7 protein-coding genes and 1 pseudogene are annotated in these 17,512 nt (G+C 68.9%); 2 read left to right on the top strand and 6 right to left on the bottom strand.

The genetic code is table 11. The features are described from left to right. Positions 1–41: 41 nt before the first annotated feature. Both mgtA and DIE21_RS04455 read right to left on the bottom strand, forming a co-directional pair. Positions 42–2,813 (bottom strand): magnesium-translocating P-type ATPase, encoded by a 2,772-nt coding sequence (gene mgtA / locus DIE21_RS04470; RefSeq protein ID WP_124496400.1) that lies wholly within the window; start codon positions 2,811–2,813, stop codon positions 42–44. A 720-nt stretch (positions 2,814–3,533) separates the two neighbouring features. Then, positions 3,534–5,174 (bottom strand): S8 family peptidase, encoded by a 1,641-nt coding sequence (locus DIE21_RS04455; RefSeq protein WP_124496396.1) that lies wholly within the window; start codon positions 5,172–5,174, stop codon positions 3,534–3,536. A 395-nt stretch (positions 5,175–5,569) separates the two neighbouring features. On the opposite strand from DIE21_RS04455, the gene DIE21_RS04450 reads away from it, so the two are divergent. Then, the gene (locus tag DIE21_RS04450) at positions 5,570–6,466 is read left to right on the top strand and encodes a glutamate/aspartate ABC transporter substrate-binding protein (RefSeq protein WP_124496394.1); all 897 of its coding nucleotides are present in this window, start codon (positions 5,570–5,572) and stop codon (positions 6,464–6,466) included. Positions 6,467–6,585: 119 nt separating this feature from the next. Here DIE21_RS04450 and DIE21_RS38245 read toward each other — a convergent pair. Beyond that, positions 6,586–6,828, bottom strand: a pseudogene (locus DIE21_RS38245) (hypothetical protein); the annotation flags it as partial. Positions 6,829–6,970: 142 nt separating this feature from the next. Between DIE21_RS38245 and DIE21_RS04440 the strand changes: the two are divergent. Further along, positions 6,971–8,218, top strand: a complete 1,248-nt coding sequence (locus DIE21_RS04440) for a multidrug effflux MFS transporter (protein WP_124496390.1) — start codon at positions 6,971–6,973, stop codon at positions 8,216–8,218. Between the two features lie 48 nt (positions 8,219–8,266). Here the strand turns inward: DIE21_RS04440 and DIE21_RS04435 are convergent, their stop codons facing one another. The 3 genes from DIE21_RS04435 to DIE21_RS04425 form a co-directional block, all read right to left on the bottom strand. Beyond that, positions 8,267–8,956: a hypothetical protein gene (locus DIE21_RS04435; protein WP_124496388.1), complete on the bottom strand. Its 690-nt coding sequence runs from the start codon at positions 8,954–8,956 to the stop codon at positions 8,267–8,269. A gap of 196 nt (positions 8,957–9,152) precedes the next feature. After that, positions 9,153–11,390 carry a penicillin-binding protein 1C gene (gene pbpC / locus DIE21_RS04430; RefSeq protein WP_124496386.1) on the bottom strand — a complete coding sequence of 746 codons (2,238 nt, stop codon included), beginning with the start codon at positions 11,388–11,390 and terminating at the stop codon, positions 9,153–9,155. A 7-nt stretch (positions 11,391–11,397) separates the two neighbouring features. Beyond that, positions 11,398–17,433, bottom strand: a complete 6,036-nt coding sequence (locus DIE21_RS04425) for an alpha-2-macroglobulin (protein WP_124496384.1) — start codon at positions 17,431–17,433, stop codon at positions 11,398–11,400. Between the last annotated feature and the right edge of the window lie 79 nt (positions 17,434–17,512).

The following is a 17,512-nucleotide window of genomic DNA, read 5'->3' as shown; positions in this document are numbered from 1 at the left end:
CGGCCGGCCCGCGCGGGCCGGCTGCCACCGTTCGGAAGCAATCAGAACCACTGCTTGTAGCGACGCACATAGATCGTCTTGACGATCTGCGCGAGCAGGATGTAGCCGACCATCGTCGCCGCGAGCCACAGCCAGTAGGTGCCCGGCAGGTGCATGAAGCCGAGCGAATCGGCGAACGGCGAGAACGGCAGCCAGCAGCCGATCGCGATCGCGGTGAACGTCGACAGCAGCACCGGCAGCGCGGCCGTGCTCTGCAGGAACGGGATCTTCTGCGTGCGCAGCAGGTGCACGACGAGCGTCTGCGACACGAGGCTCTCGATGAACCAGCCCGAGTTCATCACGATCTGGCCGCCCGAGCCGCCGTGCAGGTGATACATCGCACCCGCGCCGAACACGGTCCACATCAGCACGTAAGTCGTGATGTCGAACACCGACGAGGTCGGCCCGACCCACAGCATGAAGCGGCTGATGTTGCCGGCTTCCCACTTGCGCGGCTTCTTCAGGAACTCGGGATCCATCCGGTCCCACGGCAGCAGCATCTGCGACGTGTCGTAGATCAGGTTCAGCACGAGCAGCTGGGTCGCGAGCATCGGCTCCCACGGCAGGAACGCGCTGGCGACGAGCACCGAGAACACGTTGCCGAAGTTCGAGCTGGCGGTCATGTTCAGGTACTTCAGGATGTTGCCGAACGTCTCGCGGCCCTTGATCACGCCTTCCTCGAGCACCATCAGGCTCTTTTCGAGCAGGATGATGTCGGCGGTTTCCTTCGCGATGTCGGCGCCGCTGTCGACCGAAATGCCGACGTCGGCGTCGCGCAGCGCGGGGGCGTCGTTGATGCCGTCGCCGAGGAAGCCGACCGTGTGGCCGTTCGCCTGCAGCGCCTTCACGATGCGCGCTTTCTGCAGCGGCGTGAGCTTCGCGAACACCGTCGTGCGTTCGACGACCTGCGCGAGCGTCGCGTCGTCGAGCGCCTCGATTTCGGCGCCGAGCATCGGCTTGCCCGGTTCGAGGCCGACCTGGCGGCAGACCTTCATCGTGACGGTCGGGTTGTCGCCCGTCAGCACCTTCACCGCCACGCCATTCTCGCGCAGCGCGGCGAGCGCCGGCGCGGCCGACTCCTTCGGCGGATCGAGGAAGGTCAGGAAGCCGCGCACGACGAGGTCGCGCTCGTCGGCGGTGCGGTACTGTTCGCGTTCGTCGCCGCGCGGGATCATGCGCGTCGCGAGCACCAGCACGCGGAAGCCGTCCTCGTTGTACGCGTTTGCCTGTTCGAGCAGCCGCTTGCGCGCGACGAAGTCGAGCGGGCGCACGCCGTCCTCGTCCTGCACGTGGGTCGACACCGCGAGCATTTCCTCGACCGCGCCCTTGCAGATCAGCAGGTGCGTGCCGTGCGTGTCCTCGACGACGACCGACAGGCGGCGACGCACGAAATCGAACGGCAGTTCGTCGATCTTCTTGTAGCCCTGCGGCTTCACACGGTCGCCGATCTCGTCGGCGCGCGCGACGACGGCGATATCGATCAGGTTCTTCTGGCCGCTCTGATGAAAGCTGTTCAGCCAGCCGAGCCGCAGGATGTCCTCGTTCTTGTGGCCGGACAGGTCGAGATGGTGTTCGAGGATGATCTTGTCCTGCGTGAGCGTGCCGGTCTTGTCGGTGCACAGCACGTCCATCGCGCCGAAGTTCTGCACGGAGTTCAGCCGCTTCACGACGACCTTGCGGCGCGCCATCGCGATCGCGCCGCGCGCGAGGTTCGCGCTGACGATCATCGGCAGCATCTCGGGCGTGAGGCCGACGGCCACCGCGAGCGCGAACGTGAGCGCGCTGAGCCAGTCGCCCTTGGTCAGGCCGTTGATCATGAACACGATCGGCACCATCACGAACATGAACTTGATCAGCAGCCAGCTCACGCTCGCGACGCCGCGATCGAAGCTCGTCTCGATGCGCTTGTGGCTCACGACGTTGCGCGCGAGCGAGCCGAAGTAGGTGTCCTCGCCGGTCGCGACGACGACGGCCGTCGCGGTGCCGCTGACCACGTTGGTGCCCATGAAGCACACGTTCTCGAGATCGAGCAGCGACGTCGATGCGCCGTTCGCCGCGCCGGTTTTCCCCGCCATGCCCGTGTCAGCCGACTTGCCGGCGACCGCGCCGAGCGTGTCGTACTTCTCGACCGGCAGCGCTTCGCCGGTCAGCACGGCCTGGCTGATGAACAGGTCGCGCGACGCGAGCAGGCGCACGTCGGCGGGGATCATGTCGCCGGCCGACAGGTGCACGATGTCGCCGACCACCACTTCGCGCATCGGCACCTCGCGGCGCGCCGGCTCGGACGTGTCGGTCACCGCGCGCTGCACGGTCGCCGTCGTGCGGACCATCGCCTTGAGCTTCTCGGCCGCACGCAGCGAACGGAATTCCTGCACGAAGCGCAGCAGCGCGCTGATCGTGACCATCGTCAGCAGGATCGTCATGCCGACGTAGTCGCGATCGTCGGGCGCCGCGAAGTAGACGTCGGTGCAGAAGCTGATCGCGGCCAGCACCAGCAGCACGTAGACGAACGGATTGTGGAACGCGTGCAGCAACTGTCGCGTCCAGTGCGGCGGCTTGTCGTGCGCGATTTCGTTCGGACCGTTGTGCTGCAGACGATCGGCGGCCTGGTCGTAGGTGAGGCCGCGCGTGCCGGTGCGCAGCGACTTGAAGGTTTCTTCGAGCGGGCGGGCTGCTTCCTGCGCGGCGCGCATGATGGGCGGCTCGTTCTGCTGTCCGGGGCCGGCGTTGATGAAGCCGCGCTGTTTCTTTTGCGAGGTATTGCGTTGTGTCATGTGTCGCTCCTTGCGCACGAGGCGGCGGGCGGGGAGCGACGGTGACGTTATCGACGCACGAGCGCTCTCCGCCGCGTCGCGTCAGGCGCGATCGGCTGTGGATCGGTGAAGAGGGGAACGCTCGCCGGCGCGCGCAGTGCGGTCGGAGGGGCGATGCGCAGCGTCGCACCGGCGAGCGGTAATCGACTACTGTCGTCTGGGTTCATCTGCACTCCTGTCGGTTGCGGGTAGCGGGCACGGGCGATCGGCAACCGCGCACGCACGAAGGTGCGCGGCCGGATGGCACGCGAACGGAACACGCGCGCAGCTCGCGCTGCGCGCAGCACGAACGCACGCGCGCGGCAGCGTACCGTTGCGCGGCGCGGGCATTCGGCGATATCGAAAAATTCGGCGGGGGATTCTGGCCGGTCAGGCCGGAAGGGCGCCGCATCCTGCTTCCCGGGATGCGGCAGAAGACGAGGCTCTGCGCGGTTTCCTCAGGCAGCAGTCAAGTTGGTCGAGGACCAACTACAACTCGCATCGGTGTTCACAGAACACTCCATGTAATCAGACGGGGGCGATGGTAATGGGTCGTCGTGCGAAGCGTCAACCCTTTTTTCCGCCCTTTTTTTCAGGCAATTCTTGCAGAACGTTAGCGCGGGGATGCCGGCTCCACGGATGACAAAAACCGCGCGCATGCCGTGCAGGCGTGCGCGCGGTTGCGTCGAGGCAGCGCGCCGGTTATTGCGTGGCCGCCGTGACGGCCGCACCTGCATCGGCGATGCCGGAGCCGGCCGGCAGTGCGGTGCACGACGTGCTGGCCGGCAGCATCGCCGCACGCGCGCCGCCCTGCAGCTTCTGCTGGATCTGCGCGGGCGTGAGATTGCCGTTCACCGACAGCATCAGCCCGACGATGCCCGTCACCTGCGGCGTGGCGAGGCTCGTGCCGCTCGCCGTGCCGTACGTGTCCGTGCCCGGCGTCGTCGTGCCGCTGTTGGCCGTCGACAGGATGTTGACGCCCGGTGCGCTCAGCGCGACGTCGGAGCCGAAGTTGCTGAACGATGCGCGGCGACCGGTCGCGTCGGTCGCGCCGACGGTGATCACGCCGCGGCAGTTCGCGGGCTGGTCGAGCGCGGTCGACAGGCCGTCGTTGCCGGCCGCGACGACCACGGTCACGCCCTTTGCGTTCACGTCGTCGATCGCCTTCTGGAAGGTTGCGCTGCACGCGCCGACGCCGCCCAGGCTCAGGTTGATGACCTTCGCGGGATTCGGGTTCGTCGGCACGCCGGCGACCGGAATGCCGGCCGCCCAGCGCATCGCGTCGGCGATGTCGCTCGTCGTGCCGCCGCACTTGCCGAGCACGCGCACCGGCAGGATCCGGCCGAGCCACGCCACGCCGGCGACGCCCATACCATTGTTGGCCGTCGCGCCGATCACGCCCATCACGCGCGTGCCGTGCCAGCTGCTGCTGCTCGGTTCGCTCGCGCAGTGATAGTACGGGCCGCTGGAATCGTCGAGTTCCTGCTGCGTGACCCAGTCGCCCGGATCGGCCGCATCGGTGCCGCGCGTCTGGCCGTTGTTGCTGGTGTTGACGTTCGAGATGAAGCTGTAGCCGGGCAGCAGGTTGCCGACGAGGTCGGGGTGCGGCCGATAGCCGGTGTCGAGCACGGCCGTGACGACGGTCGGCGAACCCTTGGTCCGCGTCCAGGCCGGCGGCGTATTGATGCCGACGCTCGCATCGGACAGATACCACTGCTGGCTGTAGGCGGGGTCGCTCGGCGTGTCGCGGATCCGCATCGGGTGATCCGGTTCCGCGTAGTCGACGTCGCCGTCGGCCGCGAATGCCTGCGCGAGCGCTGCCGCGTCGGCCGATTCGATGCGCTGGCCGATCGACAGCACGGCCGTGCCGTCCGACAGGGTCCGCTCGACCAGCACGTTCAGCGATGCCTGCGACGTCGTCACGGCCGCATACGCACGGGCGGCGCTGGCTGTCGTCGGCGCCGTCCAGCGCGTCATCGAGCGCTGGATCACCGCGTCGAGCCGCGTGCCGGTGTCGAGGGCGGCCATCGCACGCGTGGCCGTCAGCGTCTTCAGCTTGACGATCAGATGATCGACCGGCGGCTCGGCCGGCGTGGTTGTCTGGGCGGCCATCTGCACGGCGGCCTGCTGGGACGTGCACGCGTTGCTGCCGGAGGCGGGGGGCGGAGTCGTCGGGGCCGGCGCCGGGGCCGGTGCCGAGTTGGTCGGCGACGGGTTGCTGCCGTCGCCGCCGCCGCCTCCGCAGCCGGCGATCGGTAGCAGGGCCGCGGCGGACAGCATGCCGGCGAGCATGCGCGCATGGGCGGAATGGGCCAGCGCGAAATTGAAGCGTTTGGCTTTCATGTTGAAAGTCGATCCTCGGAGATAACCGTCGTGCCGGCGGTGGTGCCCGGTCCGGCTCAAACCGGACCTCGTTTTTTCTCTGGCGCGTGCGGAGTTTCCGCGACGCGACATGCATTGGGTAACGGCTGCTTTGGCGGCTTCTTGAATATGTTTTGTACGAAAGAAGGGCGGGACGCAAACGATTGCGGTGCTGCGCCGCAGCGCGAACGTGCGTTTGGAACGGATGACCGAACGCGCGGGGACGAGACCGCGGACGACCGGTCGGGCGCAATACGCTTCTTGCGCGCCACGGAAAGCGACCGCTCGCGGCGGGCGCCTGACGCTTTCCCTGATACGGTGCAAATTTTGTCGGGCGTACGATCGCGATTCGATCAACGTTTCGTCAGGAGAAAAGCATGGATCGCCGCTTCCGTTGGCTGGCCGTTGCGCTGACCTGCGCGCTGGCGGGCACCGCGCACGCGCAGGCCCTCACTGGCACGCTGAAGAAGATCAAGGACACGGGCATCGTGTCGCTGGGTATCCGCGAATCGTCGGTGCCGTTCTCGTATTCGGACAACCAGCAGAAGAACATCGGTTACTCGCGCGACATCGCGGCGCGCATCATCGACGCGCTCAAGACGGAGCTGAAGGCGCCGAACCTGACGGTGAAGGAAATCCCGATCACGTCGCAGAACCGGATTCCGCTGTTGCAGAACGGCACGATCGACTTCGAGTGCGGGTCGACGACCAACACGCTGGAGCGGCAGAAGCAGGCCGCGTTCTCGAACAGCATCTTCCTCTACGGGATCCGCTTCAGCACGCGCAAGGAGTCGGGCGTGAAGGACTTCCCGGACCTGGCCGGCAAGACGGTCGCGACGACGGCCGGCACGTCGGACGAGCGCCTGCTGCGCAAGCTCAACGAGGAGAAGGGGATGAACATGACGATCATCAGCGCGAAGGACCACGCCGAAGCGTTCATGAACGTCACGACGGGGCGCGCAGTCGCGTTCGTGATGGACGAGCCGCTGCTGTACGGCGAGATCGCGAAGGACCGCAACCCGGGCGCGTACACGGTGACGGGCACGCCGCTCGTGCATGAAAACTACGCGTGCATGATGCGCAAGGACGATCCGGCGTTCAAGCACGTGGTCGATGGCGTGATCGCGAAGATGCAGACCTCGGGCGCGGCCGAGAAGCTCTACGACCAGTGGTTCATGCAGCCGATTCCGCCGAAGGGCGTGAGCCTCAACTATCCGCTGTCGCCGGAGATGAAGCAGCTGTTCAGGAATCCGACGGATCAGGCGCAGTACTGATCGAAGCTTCGAAGCGGGATTGCATCGCAAATAAGGAACCGCCGGCACATGCCGGCGGTTTCGGTTTCCGGCCCGGTCGCTCGCGCGACGGAGCCGGGCATCAGCCCTTGATTTCCGGCCCGCGCGCGGGCCGCCGGCGGCATGCCGCCCGACGACGAAGCCTGCATCTCGACGCTCGCGCCGCCATGGGGGCTGTGCCAGCTCCCCGTGCCGACCTGCATCGCGCCGACGGACGTCCGGACGACGCGCGTCTCGGCCTCCACGGGCACCGCCTGCCCGTTGGACGGAGCTGTGCCGGGTGCTCGGGGCGGCTTGGCGAGGAACGTAAACGGGCACCCAGCGCGGTTCGGAATGTGCCGCAATCGGCATTCAACCTCGCCCGCGCCATGGGATTCCTGTCGCGCCGCGCAACAACAGGCACAATATGCGCTTCGCCACGCACCGGTGTTCGTCATTCGAACAAGCTGGCGCGTGTCGCCGCCGTCCGAATCCTTCCCGGTTGTCATGAACGCCTCGCTCACTCCCGCGCGCGAATCGAACTCGCCGCGCTTCCTGTTGTTCCTGATCTGCCTGTTCGCCTCCGCCGGCCAGCTCGCGATCGACATCTACGTGCCCGCGCTGCCCGACATGGCGCGTTCGTTCGCGACCACGCCGCAGGCGATCCAGTCGAGCGTGTCCGGCTACATGGCCGCCTATGCGCTCGGCCAGCTGATCTTCGGCCCGGTCGCGGATGCGTACGGACGCAAGCGCGTGCTCGCGTTCGGGCTCGTCATCTACACGATCGGGTGCCTGCTGTCGCTCGGCGCGCCGAACCTGGAGACGTTCGTGCTGGCGCGCTGCCTGCAGGGCTTCGGGATCGCGACCACCAACCTGCTCGCGAAGGCGATCATCACCGACTCGTTCTCGGGCCAGGCGCTGATGCATGCGTTCACCTACATGTCGATCGCATGGGGGCTCGCGCCGATCATCGCGCCGGTGATCGGCGCGCACCTGCAGGAATGGTTCGGCTGGCGCGCGTGCCTCGTGTTCCTGCTGGTGTATTCGCTGGTGATGTGGGCGCTGTTGTGGCACTACCGGGAAACCTTGCCGAAACCGGTCCGTCTCGAGCCGCGCACGCTGATGGCGAACGCGGGCAAGGTGCTCGCGAGCCCGGTGTTCCAGAGCTGCTTCCTCGCACAGGGGCTGTGCTACAGCATCCTGCTGGTGTTCAATATTGTCGGACCGTTCATGGTGCAGACCACGCTGCACAAGCCACCGACCTTCTTCGGTTATCTCGCGCTCGGGATCGGGCTGATGTATTTCCTCGGCGGGCTGTCGAACCGGATGCACGGGCGCGGGCTGCCGAGCGCCGAGCAGCGCTTGCGCATCGGCGCGCGCGTGATGGCGGCCGCGGCGGTCGTGATGCTCGTGCTGGCGCTGACCGTCGGCCTGCGCGTATGGACGCTCGCGACGCCGGTGCTCGTGATGGGCTTCTGCGCGGGCGCGATGTATCCGACGCTGATGGCCAAGGGCAATTCGCTGTTTCCGCATATCGCCGGGCTGACGAGCGCGATCCTCGGGTGCGCGCTGCTGCTCGTGTCATCCGCGATGATGGGCCTCGCCGGCTTCGTGTCGGTGCAGGTGCTGACGCCGCTCGCGGTGTTCTTCGTCGCATTGTCGTTCATCGTCGTGTGGATGGTGACGAAGCTGCTGCGCTACCTGACGCAGCAGCAGGCCGCGAGCGTTGCTTGCGGAAGCGGGGAGGCGGCGTAAGCCGAGCAGGCTGCATGAGAGTGCGTGCCGCAACGGCACGCCGGCCGCTCACAGTGGCTGCGCCGCGCCTGCCTGCGCCAGCAGCGCAACCGCGGCCGGGTCCGGCATTCCGTTCGAATCGATCGCGCCGGCCTTGGCCAGCGCGTCGAGATCGCTGTCGACGCCCGGTTGCCCGACCACGAACGGCGTCGTCAGGAAGGCCGGTGTCGACAGTGTGACCGAATAGCGCTGCTGCAGATTCGTCACCACCGCCGATTGCGCGGCCTGCACCGTACCCGGGCTGCCCATCACCCTCTGGAAGTGCGCATTCCCCTGAAAATTGCCGATCAACCCGGCCGTGTTGGTGCCGAGCTGCGCGGCGAGATAGACGAGCATCAGATCGGTCTCGGGCGTCGTGTTGAAGGTGCCGCCCGCATAGGCGAGCGAATGCAGGCTCGTGCCGCCCGACGCAACGGTGATCACGCACGGCAGCACGGCGTTGACCGTCACGCGGTAGTTGCCGCCGCCGTCGGTCAGTGTCGTCGCCGAGCCTTGCGCGCAACTCACCGTCACCGATGCGCTCGCGAGTGCGGTGCCGGTGGCGGCCGTGCCGGACAGCGCGACGGTTTGCGTGTTGTCGTTGAAGCAGACGTCGACGCCGAAGCAGGCTTCGCCGTTGCAGCCCGCAAGTGCCGCGACGGCGGTGACGCAGGCGGCGCCCAGCGCGGGGCGGAGGAAGCGCGGATGGCAAGGGTTCATGGTCGCGGGCCTTTGAGATAGTGGGGCAACCGGTGGGCGCAGGAGGTGCGGCGCCGCTCATATTTTATGTCCCGAATCGGCGCGCTGCTTGCCCGTTTGGCCCGTTTGTGCCCGCTTGTGCCCGGGGGAGGCACTGCCGGTCGGAGCAGAAGCCGAACGCCAACGCAGCCGGCCAGTAAGCGTCTGGCCCGGCCACTCACGGCTTGCGCGCTGCCGTCTTCGCGAACGCGCCGCGCACCTCGAAGCCGATCGCATCCGCGACGTTGCCGCGCGCATCGACGAGTTCCAGCCGGTGCCGGCCCGGCCACGGCATCCACGCGATGCGGTCGGCATGGCCGATCACCTTGTCGTCGAGCCGCCACGCGAACCGCGCGGCATGTCCGGACGAGCGCTCGAACCAGATCCGCTGATTCTTCGGCGGAATGTCCGGATCGATCGCGAAGATCGTGCCGTCGGTCGGCGCGCCGATCGTCAGCGGCGCGCGCGCGCCGTCCTTGCCCGGCGTGACGGGCGCCGCGAGCCGGATCGTGTCGAGCGCCGTGCCCGCGACGAACCACTCGTTGCGCGACGGTTCGACGTCGCGCTCGAACGCGATGCGACGCGTTTCGACGCCGGCCGGCGGCTGCGGCGCACGGCTCGGCAGGTCGCGGTGCAGGTAGCCGACGACGGCCGACCATACCGGCGACGCACCCGTCACCCCCGACACGTCCCACATCGGCGAGCCGTCCGCATTGCCGACCCACACGCCGACCGTATAGCGCGACGTGAAGCCGACGGTCCAGTTGTCGCGCATGTCCTTGCTCGTGCCGGTCTTGACCGCCGAAAAGAAGCGCGTCGCGAGCGGGTTGTCGAAGCCGAACGTGCGCACGCGCGCATTGTTGTCGGAGAGGATGTCAGTGACGACGAAGCTGGCCGCTTTGCTGAATACGCGCGTGCCGTGGTCCGCCCGCCCGGGTGTCGACGCGCCGGACGCAGTCACCGACGCAGGCAGGTCGACGACCTTGCGCGCGACGCCGCCGTTCGCGAGCGCGCGATACGCATTGGTCAGCGACAGCAGCGTGACGTCCGCGCTGCCGAGTGCGAGGCTGAAGCCGTAGTAGTCGCCTTCCTGCGCGAGCGGCAGCCCGAGCGCGGTCAGCGTGCGCGCGAAGCGGTGCGGCGTGACGAGCACGAGCGTGCGCACGGCCGGCACGTTCAGCGAGCCGCCGAGCGCGCTGCGCACGCTCACCCAGCCCTTGAAGTCCTTGTCGTAGTTCTGCGGAATGTAGAGACCGCCGCCGGCCGCGAGGTCGATCGGCGCGTCGTCGAGCAGCGACGCGGCGGTCAGCCGCTTCTCGTCGATCGCCTGCGCGTAGAGGAACGGCTTGAGCGTCGAGCCGGCCTGGCGCGGCGCGAGCACGGCGTCGACGTCGCGCGCGCCGGACAACGCACCCGACGAACCGACCCATGCGCGAATCTCGCCGGTCGCGTTGTCAATCACGACGACCGCGCCGTCCTGCACGTTGCGCCGGTGCGCGGGCGCGTTGAGCTCGGTCAGCGCGCGCGTCAGCGTGTCGCGCGCGAAGCGCTGCAGCGGCGCATCGAGCGTCGTGCGCACCTGCGCGCCGGCCGCCGGCTTGACCTCGGCCGCGATGCGGCGCGCGAAGTGCGGCGCGAGGGCGGCACCGTCGTCGCGCGCGGCGTTGGCCGGGCGGGCGATCACGAGCTGCACGTAGCCGTCGAGCGACGCGCAGGCCTGTTCCGCATGCATGTCGCGCAGGATCCGGCACGCTCGCTCGGCGACCTTCGTGGGTGCCGCGTTGGGCGCGCGCACCAGCGCCGCAGCGATCGCGGCCTCGCGCGCGTCGAGGCCGGACGGCGCCTTGCCGAACAGCACCTGCGACAGTGCGGCGAGCCCGACCGTCTCGCCGCGGAACGGCACGAGATTCAGGTAGGCCTCGAGGATCTGGTCCTTGCGCCAGCCGCGTTCGAGCAGCAGCGCGTTCATTGCCTGCGTGGCCTTCTGCGGCAGCGAGCGCTGGCCCGAGCGGCGCGGCGAATCGCTGAGCAGCCCGGCGAGCTGCATGGTCACGGTCGACGCGCCGCGCGTGCGCTCGTTCCACAGGTTGCCCCACGCCGCGCCGGCGATCCCGCGCCAGTCGACGCCGCTGTGTTCGTAGAAGCGCTTGTCCTCCGACACGACGATCGCCTCGCGGAACGCGGGCGACACGTCGGCGAGCGACACCCAGTCGCCGCGCCGTTCGCCGAGGTCGACGCGCGTGCGCTGCAGCGGTGTGCCGTCGCGCGCGAGCAGCACCCAGTCGGAACTGCGCCAGTTGCGCCGCACGTCGTCGTAGCCGGGCAGCGCGTGCGCGACGAGCGGCGCGGCCAGCACGACGGCGACGAATACGCGGCCGGCGAAACGCGCCGGCCGCGGCAAGACCCGATCGATCATCGCGTGCTCACGACTTGCCCGCGTCGGCCGGCTTCACGGTCATCGGCGGGTTCGGCCACAGGCCATACACGGACGGTGCGTACAGCGCCTCGACGCGCGTCGGCGGCAGCCCGAACGTGCCGACGTTGTTGAGCCGCACCGTGTACTCGACCGAGAATTTGCCCTTCGGCAGATAGTCGTAATACGCGCGGTAGCCGTCGAAGTCGCGCTCGATGAACGCGGGCCACGCGCCGTCGGGCCGCTTTTCGTCCTGCGTCGCGGCTTCCGAATCGCGGCCAAGGCCCGAGCCGAGAATCGTCGCGCCCGCCGGGATCGGATCGTTGACGACGACCCACGTCATGTCGCTCTGCGCGTCGATGTCGAGGTGCACGCGCACGACGTCGCCGCGCGTCAGCACGCCCTTGACGGCGGGCGACACGGGCGTGACGGTCTTCGTGATCCGGTAGCCGGCCGCGAACGGCGCGCGCAGCGGCACGGCCGCGAGGCTCTCGACGGTCGCCCACGGGCGGCCGGTGCCGTCCTGCGTGACGGACAGCGTGGCCGGCGCCTGCGACGCACGCGGCCACGGCATCAGCACGCTGCGCGCGGCGGCGGCGCGCGTCGCGGCGGCGGCCGATGCGGGGGCGTCGGCGGGCGCCGGCGCCTGCGACCACGCAATCGCGCGCTCGTTGCCGCCGAGCGCGACCTTCGTCGTGCCGGCGACCGGCGTGCTCTCGTAGGTGCGCGAGAAGCGCTCGATCGCGAGCTGGCCGAGTGCGTTCGAGGTCGTGGTCTGCCATGCGCCCTGGCGTTGCAGCGCGAGCAGGCCGGCCGTCACGCGCGGCATCTCGTCCTTCCACGCCGGGTCGCCCGCGAATTCCAGCGCGAGGCGTGCGGCGTTGGTCTCGTTGCTCGTCATCAGCCACCACAGGTCGTCGTCGCGCGCGGTCGAGAACACGAGCTGCGTGCCCTGGTACGTGAGGCGCGCACGCAGGATCTGCTCGACCAGCGCGCGCTTCGCGTCGCGCTGCGGGATGTCCTTCACGCGCGTGAGGATCGCGTGGTAGTCGATCACCGCCGACGTCGGCCACTGGTTCGGCGCGATCTCGATCGAACCGAGCATGCGGCCTTGTGCTGCACCGTAACGCGACAGCGCCTCGATCGCGGCGAGCTTGCGCAAATCGCGATCCTGGCGCGGCGCCCACGCGTTGCGCTCGATGCGGCCGTCGACGAAGCGCGCGAGCCCGGCCTCGAGCTGCGTGCGCAGGTCTTCCGGCAGCGCGAAGCGCGGGTCGAGGCGGCTGGCCTCGTCGGCGACCACGAGCAGGTACGACGACAGCGTCGGGCTGCCGTAGTGCGCATCGTCGGACGACGGCGGGAAGTAGCTCGCGAGCCCATCGCTGTCGAGGTAGACGGGCATGCGCGCAACCAGCGCCTGCCATTGCGCTGCGTCGTGCAGGCCGATCGCGCGTGACGTCTGCTGTTCGAGGCAGCGGTACGGATAGCGCTCGAACCAGCGCCGCACGCCGGGCAGCCCGTCCGCGAGCTTCGACTGCAGCGACACGGCGATGCCGCCGCGCGGCGCGCCCTGCGCGTTGCTGACGGCGCCGGCCGGGGCCGACACGGGCACCGTCAGCGTGCCGTCGACCTGCGCGAGCGTGGCCTGCTGCACGGTCACCGGCAGCGCGGGCACGACCTTCTGCGCGACGGCCAGCGCATCGGACGCGCGCTTGCCGCCTTGCTCGGCCGCCTCGATGCGCCAGTTCAGCGCGCCGGCCGCGTCGAGCGCCTGCTCGGGCACGGTGATCGTCCACGCGACCTCGGCCGCCGCATTGGCCGCGAGCGACACGGTCTGCGGCGCGACCTCGAGGCCCGTCACGCGCGGCGTCACGACGACCTGCATCGCGCGGTCGGTCGTGTTGCGCAGCGTGACCTGTGCGCGGAACGCATCGCCTTCGCGCACGAGCGGCGGCAGGCCGGAGATCAGTTGCAGGTCCTGCGTGCTGCGAATCGACGTGCTGCCGGTGCCGAAGCGGTCGGGGCCGACCGCCGCGATCGCGACGATCCGGAAGCGCGTGAGCGCGTCGTTCAGCGGCACCGCGACGGTCGCGCTGCCGTTCGCGTCGAGCGTCACGCGCGGATTCCACAGCAGCAGCGTGTCGAACAGCTCGCGCGTCGGCGCGCTGCCGCCGCCGCCGCCGGCCGGTACGGCCTTGCGGCCGAAGTGGCGGCGGCCGACGATTTCCATCTGCGCGGTGGCCGTTTCGACGCCGTATGCACGGCGCTGCAGCATCGCGTCGAGCAGGTCCCAGCTGTGGTTCGGCATCAGTTCGAGCAGCGCCTCGTCGACGGCGGCGACCGCGATCTGCGTGCCGGCGGGCGCGGGCTGGCCGTTCGGCAGCGTGACCTTCACGTGCGCCTGGGCCTTGCCGCGCACCGTGTAGCGCGTCGCGTCGGTCGTCACGGTCACGCCGAGACGATGGACGCCCGTGCCGACCTTGATCTCGCCGAGGCCGTAGCGGAACGCGGGCTTCGACAGGTCGACGAACGCGGTCGGCGCTTCATGGTGACGGCCTTCGCGCCAGAATGCACGCGCCCATTCGACCGGCGCCTTCCAGCCCCACGTGAAGAACGAGTACCACGGCACCTCGCGAATCCGGCCGCGCAACGCGAGCACCGACACGTACACGTTCGGCCCCCACGATTCGCCGACCTTCAGGTCGACGGTCGGGTTCTTGCCGTTCAGTTCGACGATGTGCGTCTCCATCACGCCGCCGCGTTCGACCGCGACAAGGGCGGTTGCGTAGCGGAACGGCATGCGCACCTGGAAGCGGGCCGTCTCGCCCGGCTCGTAGGACGTTTTCTCCGGAATCACGTCGATCCGGTCGGTGTTGTCGCCGCCGAACCAGAGTTGATCCTCGCGCGTGACCCAGACCGACGTCGACGCGTTCGACGTGCGGCCGTCGCCGTCCTTCGCGACCGCGATCAACTGCACGTTGCCGGCCTGTTCGAGCGTCGCGTCGCAGGCCATGCGGCCCTTGTCGTCGGTCTTGCCCGAGCACAGCACGCCGAGGTCGCGCGTGTCGCTCTTGTTGTCGTACGCGTAGAAGCCGCCGACCATCCGCTTGCGCGACGACGTCGTGACGTGCGCGACGCCCTTGATCTCGATCGGCACCGACGCGCGCGGCTTGCCCTGCAGGTCGACCGCGAGCGCCTGCACCGGCACGCGCTGGCCGACCGACACCCAGCGGCCTGCCTTGATGCCGGCCACGACCGCGGCCGGCCACAGGATCGTGTCGCCGCGGATCGTCTGCACCTCGCCGTTCGGGTCGGCGAACGTCGCCTCGAGCGCGATGCGCTTCGGCGCGTCGACGTCGGGCAGGCCCTTGAGCGTGACGGAACCCGCGCCGTTGCGGTCGAGCGTCAGCGGCAGCTTGTCCGCGATCAGCTTGGTCGCGTCCGGGTCGTTGTTCGCGGCCGATGCGTTGTCGCCGTCCTGCGAATCGTCGTCGGCGTTGCCGTCGCTCCGCTCAGGACGATAGGGCGTGAAGCTGAAATCCTCGAAGCGATCCGCGAACGGGGGCGATGCCCACTTCATCAGCGCCGACACCTGCACGGGCAGGTTCGATGCGCCGCCGCCCGACACGTAGTCGATCTGCACCGCGAGCGGTGCTTCCTTGACCGCGACGAGCGGGCTCTTCTGCGCGTCGCGCGCGCTGATCGTCCCTTTGAGCACCGGCAGGCGGAACGCCTCGACGCGGAAGCTGCCGCTGTAGTAACTGGCGGTCGGCGCATCGTCCGGGCCGCCTTCGAGCGAGACGCTGTATTCGCCGAGCTTCGCCGCGGGCGGCAGCGTGAACTGCGTGTCCGCGCTGTGGTCGGCCGACCACGTGAGCGGCAGCTTGTAGGTCTGGTCCGAGCCGAGATGGCGGATCGTCACGCGCGTCGGGTATTGCGCCGGGAACGCGAGGCTCTGCAGTGTCTCGGTGCGCAGGAAGTGCTTCATCGACACGGTTTCGCCGGCACGCAAGAGCGTGCGGTCGAACACGGTGTGCGCACGCACGGTCGGCGCGCTGTCGGTATCGGTCGGCACGTTGAAGCGCCACGACTCGATCCCGCGGTTCCAGTTCGAGCTGACGAACGCCATGTCGGGGCCCGTCTTCGGATCGTCGACGCGCGCCGACACGAAGTAGTCGTCGAAGCGTTCCGACTGGCTGCATTCGTGCTTCGGCTCGAATGGGCCGTCGATCTTCAGCAGGCCTTGCGCATCGGTCTTGCCGGACGCGATCTCGTCGCCGTTGCAATCCGACACGCGGATCCGCGCATTCGGCACCGGCTTGCCCTTGTCGAGCGTCGTGACCCACACGAGGTTGTTCTCGCGGCCCTGTTTCAGGTGCACGCCGAGGTTCGTGACGAGCACGGTGGTGCGCACGTACATGCTCGACGGCTTCGCGAGCAGCGAGCGGCCGAGCGCGGGCGACGCGAGTTCAAGCACGTAGAAGCCGGGCTTGTCGATCGGCACGCCGACGACCTCGAACGGGCGCAGCGTCTTCGGATCGGCCTTCGGCAGCGTCAGCGCCTGCGCACCCGGTTCGCCGGTGAGCAGCGACAGCGAGCGCACGTCGATGCGGCGGTTCTGCGGCGCGGGCATCTTCTCGCCGGCCTCGAGCGGCACGTAGACGGGGTGCTGGCCCTTGCGCCGGAGCAGGCCCGGCATGCGCTCGTCGATCGTGCCGGCCGTCATCGACCAGTTGTCGAAGCGCTCGACGGTGCGCATCCATTGGCGGATCGCGGTGTCGTCGTCGATCTTCAGGTTCGAGAATTGCGCGCCGCGCGTGTTGAGGCCCGCGATGTGCAGGTCGGCCTCGACGTTGCGCAGCGTGACGGGCACGAGCGCGGGCGTATCGGGTTCGGCGAAGCGCTCGACGATCCCGAAGGTGCCCGACGAGAATTTCGCGAGCGGGGGCATCGGCGCGGTGCGCGTCGCCAGCGGGAACAGGTCGGCGTTCGCGAGCGAGCGGTCGGTCACGTCGCGCAGGCCCGACGGCAGCTCGATCGTCAGGTTCGCCTGCGCGGGCAGCGGCGGGTTGAACGTGACGGTCGTCACTTCGTCGCTGTGGTCGTCGGCCGCGAAGGTCGGTGAAAGCGAACCGTCAGGGCCGCGCAGCTTGATCGCCTCGGCGTTCTTGCGCGAGATCGGCGCATTGAACGACAGCGTCAGCGGCCGCAGCGGCGTGCAGGGCGCCTTCGCGTTCTCGCGCTCGCACGAGAAACTCGCGGCGAACGGTGCGCGCACGGTGAAGTCGAAGCGGCGCTCGGTGTCGTTCGCGATGCCGCTCGGGCTCGCGACGCCCTTGCCGTAGACGAGCTGCATCTTCGCGCTCGCGGGCAGTGCCTGCGCGCACGACAGCGTCAGCACGCGCGCGGCGTCCTTCTTCAGCCCGAAGTGGTCGAGCAGCGCGTTGCGCGCATCGTCGTCGGCGGCCGTGACGGGGATACGGTTGCCGATGCCGGCCGCTTCGCACCAGATGTTCGCGAGCGCGGAGCGCGGCTCGGCCGGGCCGTTCAGCTTGAGCACGAAGACCTGGCGCTCCTCGATCTCGCGCGAGCCGGGGCGCACCGTCACCGGGAACGGGCCGCCGGTTTGAAACGTGAAGCGGCGCGGGCCGCTGACCGCATTGCCGGCGACCGAGCGCAGCGTGTCGTTGAGCGCGACCGAGCAGCGCACGCCCGGCGGCAGGTCGTTCTCGAAATCGTAGACCCACGTCTTGTCGTCGAGCCAGTGGCCCTGGCCGCGTGCGGCGGTGGAATCGTTGCAGGTCATGCGCGCGGGTGGCGGCGCGGATGCCGAGCCGAACGCGACCATCGGTTCGTCGAACTTGACGACGCTCTGCCGGACTTCGGTGACGGTGCCTTGCGGCGATACGCTCACCGTGCGTGCCGCGAGTGCGTGCAGCGACAGTGCCGCGGCGCCCCCGAGTGCGGCGACCGCGCCGATGCGCCAGAGCAGCCGTGTCGTGTGGTTGGATTGATGCGTGTTGTTGTGTTTGTCGTGCTGCTCCATCGCTCGATGCCCTCGGAGGGAAGCTTTCTGTTTGATTGCACGGGATTCTAACCGACGGGCAGGTGAGCGGATGACGGGA

Origin of the sequence: Burkholderia sp. Bp9140 (assembly GCF_003853425.1) — a bacterium.
Taxonomy (GTDB): domain Bacteria; phylum Pseudomonadota; class Gammaproteobacteria; order Burkholderiales; family Burkholderiaceae; genus Burkholderia.
This window is presented reverse-complemented; position numbering and strand designations above follow the sequence as displayed.